Origin of the sequence: Nocardia brasiliensis ATCC 700358 (assembly GCF_000250675.2) — a bacterium.
Taxonomy (GTDB): domain Bacteria; phylum Actinomycetota; class Actinomycetes; order Mycobacteriales; family Mycobacteriaceae; genus Nocardia; species Nocardia brasiliensis_B.
Map to the genome: position 1 here is coordinate 4,049,078 of NC_018681.1, position 16,426 is coordinate 4,065,503.

Here is a 16,426-nt window from a genome sequence, read left to right on the forward strand (position 1 = left end):
GGCGGTCAGGGGCGCACGGTTGCCGTGTTGGCTTTGGGCAGACCGAGCGATTGGGCGATCATGGTCGACCAGGTGCGGATCGCGTGCCAGTTGCGCAGGTCGCCATAGCGGCCTCCGCCCATGAATCGATAGAGCAGCCGCGCCCGCAGCGAGATGCCGGCCCGTTCATAGTGTCCGGCAAAGGGGCGATAGTCCCACGGGCTGACCGTTTCGCACAGGGCGGCAATCTTTTTCGGCACAATGGCACCGAGACGTCGACCGACCGGGCCGCGCAACGCCGGGCCGAGCCCGACGCTGAACAGCCACACATCGGACTTACGCAACTCGTCGCGATGGTTCCGCACAAACGCCTCGGCTTCAGGCAACAGGGCCATGTTGTGCACGGCGCTGCCCAGGATCACGCCGTCGAAGCGGGTCAGCTCGGGTGCGTGCTCGACGTCGCTGAGTTCTACCTCGGCCCCACGGTCGGTCAGATCCGCAGCGATGAACTCCGCGATATCGCGCGTGGATCCTTGGGCGGTCGCGTAGAGGACCGCGATTCTGATGGGTTTCGTTTCCATGCCTTCAGCGTGGCTCACCCGCCCATCGCCAGGTCAGAGCCGTGATACCCGGGCGATAGGGACCAACGACCTCAGTGTGTGCCGGTCCGGCTGCGGTGGCGGGCGCGCACCGCCTTGTGCGCGGTGTCGGCGAGCACGAGCACCGGAATCGCCAGGGCGGCGACCGACCAACCGAGCCAACTCGGCGGAGCTCCGCCCAGCAGGCCCGGTAGCGGCGGCAGCCAGAGGAAAGCGACCAGTAGCACCAGCTCGGCCGCTATCGCCCACAGCAGCAACGGATTTCCTCGCCAGCCGCGTGCCCCGACCCAGTGCGATTCGCTGCGGCAGGCGAAAGCGTTGGTCAACTGCCCGAGGACAACCGCGGTGAACAACGTGCCGGACGCCGTCGCGATCAGCCCGGGGTCGGCCGGGGCGCCGGGGTGCCAGCCGCCCGCCCCGAGGACCAGCAGGAAAGCGAGCATGCCGAGGCCCGCCTCGGCCGGGCCGAGCACGCCGAAGACCCGCCGCAGCAGTTTCGCGTCCATCAGGGTGCCGGTGCGTGCGGGCCCGGACATGGTGCGTGGGTTCGATGGTTCGACACCGAGCGCCAGGGCGGGCAGCATATCCGTGCCGATATCGAGAGCGAGCACCTGTAATACAGTGAACCCCAGCGGTATTGCGCCACCCGATGCGGCCCACACGGCGAACGGGGCGAGCTCTGCGACATTGTCGGTCAGGTGGTAGGTGAGGAACCGCCGGATGTTTGCGAACGTCGCGCGGCCGAGCTGAACCGCCGCGACGATGGTGCCGAAATGGTCGTCCAGCAGCACCACGTCTGCTGCTTCCCGGGCGACATCGGTACCCGATGCCCCCATGGCGATGCCGATATCGGCCGAGCGCAGCGCCGGTCCGTCGTTGACGCCGTCGCCGGTCATGGCGACCACGTGTCCGCGCCGTTGTAGCGCCACCGCGATTCGCAACTTCTGTTCCGGCGCCACCCTGGCGACGACGACACCGTCGCGGTCGAGCAGGGCCGCCAGATCCGCGTCGTCTGCCGGAAGGTCTTTGCCTTCCACTATGATTCGGTCGGCCCCGAGCAGGCCGACCTCAGCGGCGATGGCCGCTGCGGTGGCGGGGTGATCGCCGGTGATCATGGCGATTTTGATGCCGGCGCGACGGCAAGCGGTGATCGCGTCGGCGACATCGGGCCGCGGCGGGTCCTCGAGTGCGATCAGTCCGAGCAATCGTGCGGGCCGGGCGGGATCGGCCGCGACCGCCACGGCGATCACCCGCAGCCCACGTGCCGCCATGCGGTCGACCTGCGCGCCGGCTGCGGCGACCGCAGGATCCGCGGGGTCGCAGAGCGCGAACACCGCTTCCGAAGCGCCGGTGATGTGCTTACCGTCGGCGTCGGTGACCGACGCACGACGGGTGTGGGTGTCGAAGGACTCCCGGGCCGTGGCCGGTGGTGCGGGGCGCGCACCGGCGCGTGTGGCCAGTACATGCACGGCGACTTCCATCGGGTCGCCCACCGGCAACCATCGGCCGCCGTGCTGGTGTGCGTGCGCATCGGGTGAACACCGCGCCGCCGAGTCGGCGGCACAGCGCGCGGCGGCGACCGCGGCTTCCGCGCCGTTCAGCGTGCCTTCCGGGTTGTAGCCCGCACCGCGAACCGTGGTGATGCCCTGAGGTGTCCACACCTCGACGGCCTGCATCTCGTTGCGGGTCAGTGTTCCGGTCTTGTCGGTGCAGATGAACGTCGTTGCACCGAGCGTCTCGACCGATTCCAGCCTGCGTACCAACGCCTGTGCGCCCGCCATCCGCTGTGCTGCGCGGGCGAGTGACAAGGTCACCGTCGGCAGCAGTCCTTCGGGTACCAACGCCACGGTCACGCCGATCGCGAAGAGCAAGCTCTCGGTGGTGTCCTGTCCGAGTACCGTGAACACCCCGAACGACAGCGCACCGACGGTCACCGCGATCATCGCGACCACACGAACCACCCGGTGCAGTTGCCGGGTCAGCGGACTCGGCGGTCGCACCGCCCGCTCGGTGACCGCGGCAAGGCCCGCCAGCCTGGTCGCGCCGCCGGTCGCCGTCACCCGCGCTTGCCCCTGTCCGGCAACGACATACGTGCCGGCCAGCACACCGTGGCCAGGAGCGAGGGGTACCGGCTTGCTTTCCCCGGTCAGCATCGATTCGTCTACGTCGAGACGTTGTGCGTCGAGGACTTCGGCGTCGGCGCAGATCCGATCGCCGGGCTCCAGCACCATCAGGTCGTCGACCACTATTTCGCTCGACTCCACCAGCCGTACTCGGTCGTCCCGGCGTACCCGAGCGCGCACCGGGAGCAGATCGCGTAGGCGCTCGGCGGCACGGTCGGCGCGGTACTCCTGCGCGAAGGCGAAACCACCGTTCAGCACGACGACCACCGCGATGGCCACGGCCAGTGCCGGCATACCGGCCAGCAATGCCAAACCGGCTGCCGCCCAGAGCATCAGGGCGAAGAAGTGGGTCAGTTGTGTCAGCAGGAGCAGGACCGGATTCGGTCGTGGTGGAGCGGGTAGCGTGTTCGGCCCGTCCCGGTGTAGTCGTGTGGCGGCCTCCGCCTCGGACAGACCACACCGAGCGGCAGTTGGCGTGTGGGTCGACGGATGCATGGTGTCAGCCTGCCTGTCTGTACTCGCGCGGGTCAGAGCCCTCGTACCCGGGTCAGCAGGACCAACGTCTCTCATAGAAACCGCTGGTGTCGCAGTGATTTGAAGGAGATGAAGCCTGCCGCCGCGGGCAGCCAGAATGTCGCAAGGCGGTAGGCGAGCACGCCCGCGACTGCCGGCGGGCCCGCGACGCCGCCGACCATCAAACCCGCGACCAGTGCCGCTTCGACCACACCCAGACCAGCCGGTGTCGGGCTTGCCGCACCCAGTGCGGACCCGCCGAGAAAGACCGCAGCGACCAGCGCCGCGGAAGCTTGCCCCCCGAAGGCGTGCACGGCGAAACCGAGCGCCGAAATATAGGCGATATTGCTGCCGACCTGTCCGCCGATGAGCAGGACGGCACGCCGCGGCTCGCGCAGGATGCTGACCATGTCCCGCGCGGCGGTGCGTACGTCGGCGAGCAAACCAGGACGACGCAGCAGCACTGCGACCGCGATGCCGAGTACGGTCATCACCGCGACGAAGGCGATCAGCAACGTCCACGCCGACGGCAGGGCCGCGGTGAGCAGCAGCCGGGTCTGCCCCAACCACACACCGACGGCGGCCAATTCGACGAGGTGCAGCACCACCCCGGACGTGATCGTGAGCGCCACGGCTGCGACCGCGGTAGCCCTACTCAGACCGCAGCGTTCCAGATATCGCTCGTTGACCGCGGTACCCCCGAGACCATAGGGCATCAGGCGATTCGCGAACGACGTCGCCAGCTGCACATTCATCGTTCGACCGAACGCGAGTGGCTGCGGGCTGGCGCCCAGCAACGTCAGTGCCGCCGCCGCGTAGGACGCGGCCGACATCGCCAGTGCGCCCGCCAGCCACTGCCACTGCGCCTCATCGATGGTGCGCACCGTCTGTCCGAGCTGCCCGATCTGCGGCAACAACACGTAGGTCGCGAATATCGTGGCGGCGATCCACCCGAGAGTGCGCCAGCGGAACCGCAGCAGCACCTCCGGTGGCGCGACGGTGGTTTCGGTCGCATCGGCGACGGCGGTACGCAGCTCTACGAGCAAACCGCGCCGGTGCCGGACGGCACTACGCGTAGCGGTCGCGAGCGCGAGCGGTTGTAGCAAGGGGGCTGCTTCGGTCAACGCAGCGGAGCCGAGGACGGCGCGAGCGGTATCCACCGCGCGTTTTGCGCCGACCTTCAGGCTCATCGATACGAGGAGTTCGGCGACATCGGCGGCGAGCCGACGGTCCGAGGCGCCGGATTCACCGAAGCCGAAGTCGACGATCCACGGTGTGCCGCGCTCATCGATGAGTATGTTGGCCAGCCGTAGATCGCGGTGGGCGATGCGGGCGGCCCGCAACAGCGCGAGCTGGCACCAGATGTCGGACAGCAACTCGTCAGTGACCGGCTCGGGGACCGCGCGTGCGAAATTCCTTCCGGGAATGCGTGTTTCGGCGAGCCAGCCTTCGCCGTCGGGGGTGACACCGACCGACACGACCGTCGGGGTGCGCACGCCGGCTCGTTGCGCGAGCAAGGCGATGAAGGCCTCGTGCTCGGCTTCTTGTTTGGGTGTCGTGAAGGGGGTTTCGTCCTCTATCTCGCGGAACACCAAGTGCCGGAACAGTTTGAACAGCACGTCGGAGTTGCGTTCGTGGTAGCCGATGACTTTGACGAACAGGTCCCCGGCCCCGTTCACTGTGCTCACCAGGAACGGGCGTGAGCCGCGCGCGTCCAGTGTCACGGGAGCGACATGCAGCGGTCGTAACCCGGCGGCGGCGAGGGCACGGTGCAGGGCGGGTGCCTCCGTGCGGTGCACCGGTGCGCCCCAGAGCAAGTGCAAGACTGCGGCCACGGTCCAGCCGAGGGCGGCACCGCCGAAGACATCGAGGATGAGGTGGGCCCCGACGAAGACGCGCGACATCGCGACCACACCGGCGAGTGCCCAGACGATCCGGCGCCATGGTCGCGGCAACCAGGGCGCGGCCGCGGCGGCCAACGCGGCCGCGACGGCGGCGTGCCCGGACACGAAGCCGAGGCCGCCCTGTTCGGTGCGCAGGTTCAGTTCATCGAGCAGGACATCCGGGCGTGCCCGGCCGATCAGTGACTTGATCTCGATCGCAAGCAGGTACGCCAGGGTTCCGGCGGCGGCGAGGTCGCGCGCCAGCCTGACCCTTCGCGTGCACAGCGCCGCGACGGCAGCCACCCCGACCGCGCCGATGGTGCCCAACTGCATGACGACGAACAGGATCGGCATCACCCAGGAGGGAAGATCATTGATCACCCGGAACAGGTCGATCTCGAGCGCGGGCACCTCCGTGTGCCGTGCGACGAGTGACGAAATGGTCAGTGCCGCAATACCGAGCGCGACACGAACGGCATCGCCCAGATGGCGTTGAACAATGCGTGGGTAGGTCTCGCTCGGGGTCTGTGCGGTGAGCGCCTGTACTGCTTCGGCCGTCATCGTTTCGTCTTTCGTCGGTGTCCTGAACTGTCGCAAGCCGGAACACCGCTCGAACAGGGGACTTCGGCTCGCCCGCCGAGGACCATCGGCCTACGGGTCGCGGCGTCTGGCCAGGACGCCCAGCACCAGGTCGATCGAGCCGCCCACGGCAAGACCGGCACCCGCGCCGCCGATCACATCGAGCGGTGTGTGGGCTCCGAGATAGACCCGTGCCAGAGCGGCGACGACTGCGACCGACAGCACGGTCATCCTGGCGCGGCGTCGCAGATACGGCCTCAGCAACGCGACCGTGCCGAACAGGATGATCGCGTGCCCGGACGGAAACGCCGCCCCCAGTGTCGGCACATCGCGCAGGATCGTCTCCGGCCACCGTGCGCCCGGACGAGGCTGGTACACAAGCTCTTTCAACACCTCGCGTTCGACGACGAGCTTCGCCGGAATCAACAGCAGCAAGCCGATGGCCAGCCGGGACCTACCGGTGGAGAAAGCGAGCGCGGCGACGACGGCGGGCGCGACCAGCACCCCCGTCAATTGAGCGAACCAGAGTGGCGGTTCGAGCAGGTCGGGTAGCGCGTTGATACGGAGAAAAGCGGCGCGGTCGGCTTGCGCGGCCACTGGCCACGCGGTGGCCGCTGCACAGAGCGTCGTGAGGGCCGAGCCGCTGAGCACGAGCCACACATCATTCGCCTGGCGTCGTTTCCCTACTGTCGTGTCCATCCACAGGTTCTCCTCAGTGTCTTGCTCGGCGCGGGTGGAAGTGATTCCACGAACCAGCTTCCGACGCTCAGGTCCCCCGTCAAAGAGCCGAAAGTTGTTCACGCGGTGGAGTAACGGTCCTTTTCGCACCGGGCTGCGCTGGTGGTGCTCACCGATCGGAGTCCGAGACGGTCCGATGCTCTAGTGGCTTTGGTCCTTTTCCGTGGCAGACGACGGTAGGTGCCACCGGTTACCCGATGCTCTACCTGTTGCCGACCTGAACGGGTGGAATCGATGGCGTCCGAGGACATTTCATCGAGGAGGAACCATGAGTCTGCTTCCCGCCCATCGCGAATCGTTGCTGCCTGATCTGAATGATCTGTGGAACTCGCTCGCGCCCACCGGGATGGCACCGATTTTCGGCTCGCACCTGTTGCGGGTCGAGGACGCGGTCGAGGACGGGCGCTATGTCGTGCGCGCGGAGATGCCGGGGATCGACCCGGCCAAGGACGTCGAGGTGTCGATCCGGGGCCGGCAGTTGACGATCAAGGCCGAGCGCACCGAAAAGCACGAGGAGAAGGGGCGTTCGGAGTTCAGCTATGGATCGTTCTATCGCTCCGTGACGCTGCCGCACAACGCCGAGGAAGACGGTATCGAGGCGAGCTACGCCAAGGGCATCCTCACCGTCAGCATTCCGCTCGGTGAACCCAAGGAAGTCGCGAAGAAGGTCGAGGTCAAAGAGGCAGAGTAGCTCACGGAGGATGCTGTCCTCCGGCCTGGCGTCCCGGGCGGTGGACAGCATCTCCTCGAAGTAGGGATAGATATGAACGTGACGCCGCCGCAACGTCATTGGTTGACCATCGTGGTCTTGGCCGCAGCGGCGGTCGTGCTCGCCGCGATCGCACTCGTTGTCGCGGTCACCCGCGGCGCCGACGAGAGTGCACCGGCCGGCGCACTGCCCACGGCAACGCCATCCGGCTCCACATCACCCGCTACGGGTACTGCCGCGCCGTCGAAATCGCCAGAGCCCGCGGCTTTCGCCTATCAACCCTTGTTTCCCTTCGCCGGCACCGGAGAAGCCGACGCCTGGGTTCGGCAGGCGCGTCCCGGCGGCCATCAGCCGTGGCACGACGACCCGGGCACCGTCGCGTTGATGTTCACGCAGCAGCATCTCGGGTACACGAGTCTCGACAAGGTCACCAGCTCGTTGATCCAGGGCGAGCAAGCCTGGATCGGTGTCGGTTTCGAAAACCCGAACGGCGCACCCGCGACAGCCGCCGTGTTGCACCTGGTCCGCATCGGTACTGCACCGAACGGACCGTGCGAGGTGGTCGGTACCGAGGACACGACCCTGGCGCTGACAACACCGGCATACGCTGCGTCGGTTGGTTCCCCAGTGCAGGTCGGTGGCCGGATCACCGGCGTCGACGAAAGCCTGCAGGTTCAGGTCCGCGGTGGCAATGGACCGCAACCGGCGGGATCTGCCGCCCCGGTCCCGGCGGGTGGGACGAATACTCCGTGGACGGTGAGCGTGCCGTTCACCGCCATCTGCCCCGCCACCCTGACCGTCGCGGTCGCCACCGGTGGGCATGTGGCCGAGATAGAGCGTTTCGCCGTGACCGGCGTCAAGTGCTGAGGCGGAGCCGGAACAGGAAGAGCAACGATGTCCGAATTAGGCCCGTTGGACTCGGGTTTCATGGAACTGGAAGACGGCGACCGGCATGTGAGCGTAGGGATCGGAGCTGTCGCAATCCTCGCGGGATCACCGCCGACACGGGCCGAACTCGTGGCGGGGTTGGCGGCGCGACTGAACGTCGACCGCCGACTCCAGCAGAAGGTGCGTCGCGCACCCTTGGATATCGCTGCGCCGGTGTGGGTTACCGACTCGAATTTCGATCTGGCGCATCATGTTCGGTGGATGGCCCTACCTGAGCCGGCGGATGAGGCGGCACTGTGCGAATTGGTCGCTGAGGTCATGGAGGAACGGCTCGATCGTGATCATCCGCTGTGGCAGTGCATCATTGTCGAGCGTCTTGCCGACGATCGGTGGGCGATGATCGTGAAGGCCCACCACAGTATGGTGGACGGGATCTCGGGGATCACTCTCTTCGAACGTCTCTGTGACGCTCCTGCCGGTCGGCGGTTGACAGCTGTGCCGAACAATGCTGATGCGTCCACAGATTGGGGCCACTTGCTGCTGAGCTCGTTACGACTGCCCGCGGCGGCGCCACGGTTCGTGGTGCGTACGCTGCGTGCAGCGGTTCCTTTGGTGTTGTCGGCGGTGTTGCCTGCCGCCGGGTCTTCGCTGAACGGTTCGATCGGACGGCAGCGGCGATACGCCGTCGCCCGCACCACGCTGCCGGTGGTCCGGGAAATCGGCGCGGCTTTCGGCGCTACGGTCAACGACGTGATCCTGGCCGCCGTCGCGGCTGCCTTTCGCACCGTTTTGCTGACTCGTGGCGAGGATCCGACGGCGGACAAAATGCGGATTCTCACACCTGTGTCGGTGCGCGCTGCAGACGCGAAAGGCATTCTCGACAACCGGGTTTCGGCGATGCTGCCGCTGCTTCCGATCGAGTCCGCCGATCCGGTCGAGCAACTGGCTCTGGTGCACAGCCGGATGAGTGCACACAAGGCGAGCGGTGAGGCAGCAGCCGCGAACTCCTTCCTCACCCTGGCCCGCTGGCTGCCATTCGCCTCCATCGCGTGGACCGTGCGCTTGGTGTCCCGATATCCGCAGCGCGGTATTTCGGGCTTGGCCACGAATGTGCCCGGCCCGCGGCGTCGACTGTACCTTTACGGCCGGGAAGTACTGGAGATCCTGGCCTATGCGCCGATCGCGATGCGCGTGCGCACCGGTATCGCCATCCTGAGCTACAACGATCAACTGCGATTCGGCATCACCGGCGATTACGACAGCACTCCGGATCTGCCCCTGCTCGCCGCACGTATCGAGGAAGCCATCGACCACCTACTGCAGCGTGCTCGGGAAGTCGCGCCGACCTGATCAGTTCGGCGGGCGCGTGATGATGACCGGGCAATCGGCCGCGTGCAGGACCGCCTGGCTGACCGAGCCTAGGGTCATCCCCGCGAAACCGCCGCGGCCATGGCTGCCGACCACGATCAACTGGGCTTGTTCGCCCTCTTCGAGGAGTCGTTCGGCTGGTTGCCCCTCGGCGACAATCCGTTCCACCGCGAGGTCGGGATACCGATCGGCATAGCCGGCCAGCGCCTCCGACAGCAAAGCGGTTGCCTCGGTCTGCATCTCGGCATGCGGAAGGTACCGATGGAATTCCGACCAGGTGAGTACGGCGCGGACCGGCGCGTTGCGGCGGAACGCCTCGTCGAAGGCGATCTCGACGGCGCGGGTGCTACACGGCGATCCGTCGACGCCGACCACCACCGGCCCGCGCACGCGCCGCGCCGAATACCGTTCGGGCTCGGGCACGATCGCGACCGGGCAGTGCGCATGCCGGGCGAGTGCGGTACTCACCGACCCGAGTAGGCCGCGCCGAAAAGCGCCGGCGCCGCGTGTGCCGACCACCAGTAGCCGCGCATCCTTCGAGCAATCCAGGAGAGCGGGGATCGGCGGAGCTTCGACCAAAAAGGTTTCGATGACGAGTTCATCGACGGCTTCGGCTGCCGCCGTGGCGAATCGGCGGGCCGCTGCGAGCGTTGTGCCGCAGGCGGCGAGGTACTCGTCATGGTCGATCCGGCGGAAGTCGACCCCGGGCCCGAAGTCGGCCCGTGCGCCTGCGGCGTAGACGATATGCAGCGGTGCATCGTGGTGCACGGCGTCGGCGGCGGCCCAGCGCAAGGCCTCGTCGGCCGCGCCGGATCCGTCGATGCCGACTACCACGGGTGGGTTGATGCTGTTGGTGGACATGGAGTTTCGTCTTTCTCGAAAAGGAATATCTACTTCGGCCGCACGACCATGACCGGACAGTGCGCGCGCTGTATCAGGGCCTTGCTGGTGGAGCCGAGCAGCAAGCCGCGGAATCCGTCGCGGCCGCGGCTGCCGACGACGACGAGCTGGGCGGAGCCGGACCAGTCGATCAAGGCGCGTCGGGGACCGAACGGGTACACCTTGCGGATGACCTGCACGTCCGGATACTTTTCCGGCCAGCCCGCGAGTTGCGCGCCGATAACGGCCTGCCCGGCGAGCTGGACGCCGTTGTTGGGGAGCCGATGCGGGACCTCGGAGAACCGGTCGAAGAACGGATCACCCCAGGCGTGTACGGCCACCAATTGAGTGCGACGCTCACTCGCTTCGGCGAACGCCGCTGCGACGGCGGGCTCGCTGTACGCGGTGCTGTCGAGGCCGACGACCACGGGGCCGACCCGGCGCGTCTGCTGCTCGGTGCCGGTATCGCGGACGACCACGATGCTGCCCCGACCGTGGTCGACTACCGCGGTCAGCGTAGAACCGAGATATCCGAGCGCAGTGCGATTGCCGGAGGTGCCGAGTGCGACAAGGTACGCGCTGCTCGAGTGGCGGATCAGCAGGCGTGCCGGATTGGCCTCGGAGACTTCGGTTTCCACATCCAGCGAGGGATCGATCTGGTGGGCCAGGCTACGGGCGGACACTACGAGATCGCTACCGTGCCGACGGATTCTGTCGACCACGGCGGGCACCATCGTGTTGTAGATCCCGAGCAACTCCGCTGACGACGCCAGATCGAGGCCGTGTGCGATATGCAGCCGCCGGTTGTGTCGAGAGGCCGTCTCGGCGGCCCAGCGGACGGCGAGATCGGAGGCTTCGGAACCATCGACGCCGACGACCACGGCGGCGGTGGCCGATCGCCGTGGGTCGTGGGTGGGGGAGGTGGACATGAGCGGATTCCCTTCGGGTCCCGTATTTCTGGTACCCGTAGGTTAGGAATCCGACGTGGGTCGACACGTCTGTCGTTGGTCCCGACTATGCGGGTCCAAAGGCCGCAGATATCGCTCTTGGTCAGGCTCCCCGTGGGGGCTGCACCGGCAGTGGCGCGGACCAGCGCAGGGTCGTCCCGCGATCGGTACCCCGTTCGATGTCGAAGCGACCGCCGGCTTGCTCGGCGCGGGTCGCGAGATTGGTCAACCCGCTCATGCGGGACAGTTCCGCGGGCAGGCCGTCGCCATCGTCGGTGATCTCGATGGTGACGTCGTCGCGGACCGCGAGATTGATCGATACCGTGGTCGCCGCCGCATGTCGCACCACGTTGCTGACGGCTTCGCGCAGCACCGCTTCGACGTGCTCGGACAGCGGCGGTGCCAGCACCGACACCGGTCCGGCGAGCCGTATCGTCGTGCGCAATCCACTGTCCTCGGTCATCTCGGCAATGATCGAATGCAGTTTCTTGCGCAGGGTCGGCGCATCCGCGCTGGTGCTGCTGTGCAGGTCGAAGATCGAGTGCCGGATCTCCTGCACGATGGACTGGATGTCTTGGATGGTCTCGGTGAGCCTGGTCTTGACCTCGGGCGTGCGGGCCCGCTGCGCCGTGCTCTGTAGTGACAGCCCGACCGCGAAGAGTCGCTGGATGACGTGATCGTGCAGATCGCGGGCGATGCGGTCGCGATCGGAGAGCACGTCGAGTTCGCGCATGCGTCGTTGCGTGGCCGCCAATTGCAGCGCCAACGCGGCTTGATCGGAGAAGGCAGCCATCATCGCCTGCCCGGCGGCGTCAAGGGGTTGCGATTCCGCGGGCCGGAGCGTGACCAGCACCCCGATGACGGTGTTCTCGGCGCGCAGCGGGAGCACCAGCGCGGGACCGAAGTCGGTGGCGAATTCCAGCAGCGGCCGATACATCAGCTGATCGGTGGCGACCACCTCACCGGACCGGAACGCGATGCCGGAATGCGACTCCGACACCGGAATTCGCTGTCCATGGAGTTTGTTCGACCCGTTGCCCGCAGCGGCGACGACGACGAGTTCACCGACCTCGTCGTGTGGGATGTCGGGGTCGTCGGGGAGGGCGAGAAACGCGGTCGCCGATTGGGTGAGCTCCAGCGCTCGGTCGGCGACCAACTCCAGTACCTCGCCCGGGTCGCCGCCGCCGAGCAGTTGGGTGGCCACATCCTGGGTAGCCTCGAGCCATTGCTGGCGGATGCGGGACTGCTCGTAGAGCCGGGCGTTGGCGATGGCGGTGCCGGCTGCCGCGGCGAGGGCTTGGACGATGACCTCGTCGTCCTCGGTGAATTCCTGGCCGCCCGCTTTTTCGGTGAGGTAGAGGTTGCCGAATACTTCGTCGCGTACCTTGACCGGCACGCCGAGGAAGGTGTGCATCGGCGGATGATGTTCGGGAAAGCCCACCGAGGCGGGGTGAGTCGAAAGATCGGTCAGCCGTATGGGTTTGGGCTCTTCGATGAGTACGCCGAGCACACCGTGTCCGCGCGGCAGGTCGCCGATCAGTACCCGGGTGCGGTCGTCGATGCCTTCGTAGACGAATTCGGCGAGTTGCAGGCTGTCCCTGTCGGTTTCGCGGACGCCGAGTGCGCCGTAGCCGGCGTCGACGAGTTCGATGGCGGTGTGCACGATGGTGCGCAGGGTGTTGTCGAGGTCCAGGCCTGCGGTGACCACCAGCATCGCCTCGATCAGCCGGTCCATCTGGTCGCGCACGCCCACTATCTGGGCGATGCGTTCCTGGACCTCGGCGAGCAGTTCGCGCAGGCGCAGCTGGGACAGTGTCTCGATGACGGGGCTCTGCCCAGGTGTCTCAGAAGCGGGTGCCTTGCCTTCCATCTGGGTCATCTTTCCACGCGTCGCCGCCGGACGCGATGGGCTGACCAGGCACTCCGTCCTCGGTTAGCAGGCAGCGACTCATTCCCGCAGCGGTGGTGTGTTGAGCTTGGAGGCGATGACGGCGGCTTGGGTCCGTCGCTCCACCCCGAGCTTGGACAATAGTCGGGAAACATAATTCTTCACGGTCTTCTCGGCCAGGAACATGCGTGCGGCGATCTGCCGGTTGGTCAGCCCTTCGCCGAGCAGTTCGAGCAGGATGCGCTCTTGATCGGTCAGCCCGGTCAGGGGCCCGGCTTTGTCCTCGGCTTCCTCGCGGAGTTTGGCCATGAGCGCGGCCGCCGCTCGATTGTCGAGCAGTGAGCGTCCGGCGCCGACCTCGCGAATCGCGTCGACGAGTTCGGTGGTGCCGATGTCTTTGACCACGTATCCGCTGGCGCCGGCGAGGATCGCGTCGAGCATCGCCTGCTCGTCGGTGAACGAGGTCAGGATCAGACAGCGCAGGCCGGGGTGCTGGTCGAGTAGTTCGCGGCACAGTTCGATGCCGTTGCCGTCGGGTAGTCGCACGTCGAGGACGACGACGTCGGGGCGCAGTGCGGGGATGCGCGCCATCGCCTGGGATACGGTGCCGGCCTCGCCGATCACCTCGAGGTCGGGTTCGGCGTCGATCAGGTCGGCGACCCCGCGTCGCACGATGTGATGGTCGTCCACCAAGAAGACTGTGACCATTCCGGTGCACCTCTCTGAGCAGTTGACTCAGCCTACGAACATTTTGTCCCTCGTGTCGCGGACTTGGTCCTTCAATGGGTGACCAAAGTCCCTTGACATATCCGTAGGGGTCGAGTTCTGCCAGGCCCGATATGCGCGGGCGATCGTGTCCTCGAGCGGCAGTTCGGTGTCGAGGACGATGGCCTGCGGCCACGGCGCGGTCGCTGCCGACATCGCGGCGGCGATGTGTGGTGTGGCATCGGAGTCGCTGGACCCACGCTGGCTGATCCGCCGACCGGCCACCTCGGGGGCGCACACGCAGTACAACTGGACCAGGTCGGCGTGGACGTCGACAGCGAGTTCCGTGGCGCGTTGCCGTTCGCTCGCATCGATCCAGCTGGCATCGAGAACCACCGATACCCCAGCGCAGAGCAGGCGGCGGGCCCTGGTCAGCAGCTCGGCGTAAACCCGAGCCTTGTTCGCCGCGGAATACGCCCCCGCCTCGAAGGTTCCGCTGTCGCCCAGGACCGCCCCGGTGGTACGCAATTGTTTGCGTACCTCGTCGCTGGAACAGAGGGCAGCACCGGTAGCCGCTGAAAGATCCTTGGCCACAGTGGATTTTCCGGTACCGGGCAGGCCGCCGACCAACACCAGTCGAACGGCGCCGGCTTCGAGATGACGAGCAGCCATACCCAGGTGGCGGTGCACCCGGTCGCGCGCAGAAGTGTCTCCCTGGTCGAAGCGAATCGCATCGACTTTTGCCCGGACCAGGGCGCGGTAGGCAATGTAGTGATCACGCAGCGACCGCGGCGCCGGGTCCGCGGTGATCAGCAGATAGTCGTCGAGCAGTTGCGCACCCAGGACGGAGTAGCCGCGGAACTCCAGATCCATTGCCAGGAAGGCGATGTCGTCCAGGCAATCGACGTAGCGCAAGCGGTCGTCGAAGTCCAGGCAGTCCAGCACGCGGAAGCCGTCGGCCAAGTCGAAAATGTCCTCGGCGAGCAGGTCGCCGTGTCCGTCGACCATGCGGCCGTCCGCAATCCTGTTCAGCAGCAATGACTCTCGTCCGTCCAGATATCGCATCGCCAGCCAGTCGATCCGGTTGACCAGAGCAGAATCCGCCACCGCTGCCGGTTGCTCGGCGAGGCTGTCCAGCAGAATTTTCCAGCGGCGGCGCAGTGCGTCCGGTTCGCCTTCCGTGTCGATCTCTGGACCGCGGCGAGCGCAGTGATGGAACAACGCGAGCACCTGGACCAGCGCCGACAATCGCGCACGTGACAGCGCGGGATCCCCGAGGATGTTCGACAGCCTGCGCTGCTCCGGCATGCGGCGCATGAGCACGATCGGCTCGTCCGGCCCGCCGGCCGGATCGGTGAGGTGCGCCACGCCGAGATACACGTCGGGTGCCAGCCTGCTGTTGAGTTCGACCTCACGGGCACACGCGAGTTCGCGCAGCGCGGGAGTGCTGAAGTCGAGAAAGTCGGTGCGTATTGGTTTTTTCACCTTGTACGCCCGGTCGCCGAAGAGCACCACCAACCCGGTGTGCGTCTCTCGCAATTCTGCGCGCGGTCCGTAATCGGGCATGGGGCACAGCCTTTCGGAGGATTCGTTCCTGTAGCCAGGATCGCTTGTGGTGGCTTCGCCCGGCATGGCCGAAGGTCATGAATGCCGTGGGTCTTCCGGATCGTTTCCTGAAGTCCCTCGACTTCAGGACCTGCTGCTCTTACCCGCCTCGTGGGTGACTGGCAGCGTGGTCACCGACGAGGAAAGGACGATCGACGATGAGTTACGGATGGCCCGAGGATGATGCGTTGCGTGCGGCAGTCGTGCTCGCGACACGGGCGCCATCTGTCCGCAATTCGCAACCGTGGCGATTCCGCGTCGGTGATCACCGCATCGACCTATACCTCGACGCGGTCCAGGTACCGGCGCCGACCGATTCGGCCCAACGCGACGCCGTCTCGAGTTGTGGTGCCGCACTGCATCATCTTCGGATCGCGTTGGCGGCCGCAGGGTGGTCGGCAGTTGTGCGTCGGTTGCCGAACCCAGCGGATCCGGACCACCTGGCCTCGCTGCGCCTGGTGCCGCATCGACCGACCATGATCGAGTTGGCTCTCGGTAACGCGATTCCCCGCCGGCAGACAGACCGGCGCAGCTTCAGTTCAGAGCTCATCCCACCCGGAAGTGTGGGCCTCGTGCGTGAACGGGCGCAGGCGCACGGGGTCGCTGTCCGGCAGGCCCTGGGCACAGAGCGTGAGCAGTTGGTCGAAGTGCTGGCCACGGCTGCGGCGCGCAACGCGGGCACCGACCGTCACTGGGCTGCGCACGGTAGCGAATCCGACTGTGCCGAACTCTTGGTGCTCAGCACAGCGGCGGACGACCGGCTGGCGCAACTGTGTGCCGGCGAGGCGCTCAGCGCAGTGCTGCTGACCGCGACGAACATCGGTTTGGCCTCCTGTGCGCTGAACGAATCACTGCGGGACGCCGATCTTCGGCAGTGTGTCCGCGCCCGGGTCCTGAACGGCCGAGGTCAGCCTCAATCGGTGGTGAAGATCGGGTGGGCGCCAACCGACACCATCACACCCCCGGTCACCCCACGTCGCCAACTGTCCGACGTTCTCGACCTGTTCGGCGCGGTGTCCTGAA

Annotated in this window: 13 protein-coding genes; 4 read left to right on the forward strand and 9 right to left on the reverse strand. The window is 66.8% G+C overall.

Going from position 1 to position 16,426, the window contains the following annotated elements; translation table 11 throughout:
• Nucleotides 1-5: 5 nt before the first annotated feature.
• From O3I_RS18260 to O3I_RS18275, 4 genes are all read right to left on the reverse strand, one after another.
• On the reverse strand, nucleotides 6-578 hold the full coding sequence (locus tag O3I_RS18260) for a flavodoxin domain-containing protein (protein ID WP_237748325.1): 573 nt from the start codon (nucleotides 576-578) through the stop codon (nucleotides 6-8).
• Between the two features lie 53 nt (nucleotides 579-631).
• Nucleotides 632-3,196, reverse strand: a complete 2,565-nt coding sequence (locus tag O3I_RS18265) for a cation-translocating P-type ATPase (RefSeq protein WP_041562692.1) — start codon at nucleotides 3,194-3,196, stop codon at nucleotides 632-634.
• A 71-nt stretch (nucleotides 3,197-3,267) separates the two neighbouring features.
• Entirely contained in the window at nucleotides 3,268-5,658 is a 2,391-nt protein-coding gene (locus tag O3I_RS18270) for a lysylphosphatidylglycerol synthase domain-containing protein (RefSeq protein WP_014984433.1), read from the reverse strand.
• Between the two features lie 90 nt (nucleotides 5,659-5,748).
• Nucleotides 5,749-6,336 (reverse strand): phosphatase PAP2 family protein, encoded by a 588-nt coding sequence (locus O3I_RS18275; protein WP_014984434.1) that lies wholly within the window; start codon nucleotides 6,334-6,336, stop codon nucleotides 5,749-5,751.
• A gap of 346 nt (nucleotides 6,337-6,682) precedes the next feature.
• Here O3I_RS18275 and O3I_RS18280 point away from each other — a divergent pair, with 346 nt between their 5' ends.
• From O3I_RS18280 to O3I_RS18290, 3 genes are all read left to right on the forward strand, one after another.
• Nucleotides 6,683-7,105, forward strand: a complete 423-nt coding sequence (locus tag O3I_RS18280) for an Hsp20/alpha crystallin family protein (protein WP_014984435.1) — start codon at nucleotides 6,683-6,685, stop codon at nucleotides 7,103-7,105.
• Nucleotides 7,106-7,177: 72 nt separating this feature from the next.
• A complete protein-coding gene (locus O3I_RS18285; protein WP_014984436.1) occupies nucleotides 7,178-7,990 on the forward strand; it encodes a hypothetical protein in 813 nt (270 codons plus the stop codon).
• A gap of 27 nt (nucleotides 7,991-8,017) precedes the next feature.
• Nucleotides 8,018-9,361 carry a wax ester/triacylglycerol synthase family O-acyltransferase gene (locus O3I_RS18290; RefSeq protein WP_014984437.1) on the forward strand — a complete coding sequence of 448 codons (1,344 nt, stop codon included), beginning with the start codon at nucleotides 8,018-8,020 and terminating at the stop codon, nucleotides 9,359-9,361.
• On the opposite strand, the gene O3I_RS18295 is transcribed toward O3I_RS18290, so the two are convergent.
• The 5 genes from O3I_RS18295 to O3I_RS18315 form a co-directional block, all read right to left on the reverse strand.
• Nucleotides 9,362-10,240 carry a universal stress protein gene (locus O3I_RS18295; RefSeq protein WP_014984438.1) on the reverse strand — a complete coding sequence of 293 codons (879 nt, stop codon included), beginning with the start codon at nucleotides 10,238-10,240 and terminating at the stop codon, nucleotides 9,362-9,364.
• A gap of 29 nt (nucleotides 10,241-10,269) precedes the next feature.
• Complete coding sequence (locus O3I_RS18300; protein ID WP_014984439.1) at nucleotides 10,270-11,187, reverse strand: universal stress protein; 918 nt, start codon at nucleotides 11,185-11,187, stop codon at nucleotides 10,270-10,272.
• Between the two features lie 121 nt (nucleotides 11,188-11,308).
• Nucleotides 11,309-13,075, reverse strand: a complete 1,767-nt coding sequence (locus O3I_RS18305) for a GAF domain-containing sensor histidine kinase (RefSeq protein WP_014984440.1) — start codon at nucleotides 13,073-13,075, stop codon at nucleotides 11,309-11,311.
• 78 nt (nucleotides 13,076-13,153) lie between these two features.
• On the reverse strand, nucleotides 13,154-13,801 hold the full coding sequence (locus O3I_RS18310; protein WP_014984441.1) for a response regulator transcription factor: 648 nt from the start codon (nucleotides 13,799-13,801) through the stop codon (nucleotides 13,154-13,156).
• Nucleotides 13,802-13,828: 27 nt separating this feature from the next.
• Nucleotides 13,829-15,364 (reverse strand): AAA family ATPase, encoded by a 1,536-nt coding sequence (locus O3I_RS18315; RefSeq protein WP_014984442.1) that lies wholly within the window; start codon nucleotides 15,362-15,364, stop codon nucleotides 13,829-13,831.
• A 611-nt stretch (nucleotides 15,365-15,975) separates the two neighbouring features.
• Here O3I_RS18315 and O3I_RS46345 point away from each other — a divergent pair.
• The gene (locus O3I_RS46345) at nucleotides 15,976-16,425 is read left to right on the forward strand and encodes a hypothetical protein (protein ID WP_237748327.1); all 450 of its coding nucleotides are present in this window, start codon (nucleotides 15,976-15,978) and stop codon (nucleotides 16,423-16,425) included.
• Nucleotide 16,426: the final 1 nt, after the last annotated feature.

Excerpts from the sequence above, each read along its gene's own strand:
- O3I_RS18265 (WP_041562692.1), bottom strand. The coding sequence starts at position 3,196 with ATGCATCCGTCGACCCACACGCCAACTGCCGCTCGGTGTGGTCTGTCC.
- O3I_RS18270 (WP_014984433.1), bottom strand. The coding sequence starts at position 5,658 with ATGACGGCCGAAGCAGTACAGGCGCTCACCGCACAGACCCCGAGCGAG.
- O3I_RS18280 (WP_014984435.1), top strand. The coding sequence starts at position 6,683 with ATGAGTCTGCTTCCCGCCCATCGCGAATCGTTGCTGCCTGATCTGAAT.
- O3I_RS18285 (WP_014984436.1), top strand. The coding sequence starts at position 7,178 with ATGAACGTGACGCCGCCGCAACGTCATTGGTTGACCATCGTGGTCTTG.
- O3I_RS18290 (WP_014984437.1), top strand. The coding sequence starts at position 8,018 with ATGTCCGAATTAGGCCCGTTGGACTCGGGTTTCATGGAACTGGAAGAC.
- O3I_RS18295 (WP_014984438.1), bottom strand. The coding sequence starts at position 10,240 with ATGTCCACCAACAGCATCAACCCACCCGTGGTAGTCGGCATCGACGGA.
- O3I_RS18300 (WP_014984439.1), bottom strand. The coding sequence starts at position 11,187 with ATGTCCACCTCCCCCACCCACGACCCACGGCGATCGGCCACCGCCGCC.
- O3I_RS18305 (WP_014984440.1), bottom strand. The coding sequence starts at position 13,075 with ATGGAAGGCAAGGCACCCGCTTCTGAGACACCTGGGCAGAGCCCCGTC.
- O3I_RS18310 (WP_014984441.1), bottom strand. The coding sequence starts at position 13,801 with ATGGTCACAGTCTTCTTGGTGGACGACCATCACATCGTGCGACGCGGG.
- O3I_RS18315 (WP_014984442.1), bottom strand. The coding sequence starts at position 15,364 with ATGCCCGATTACGGACCGCGCGCAGAATTGCGAGAGACGCACACCGGG.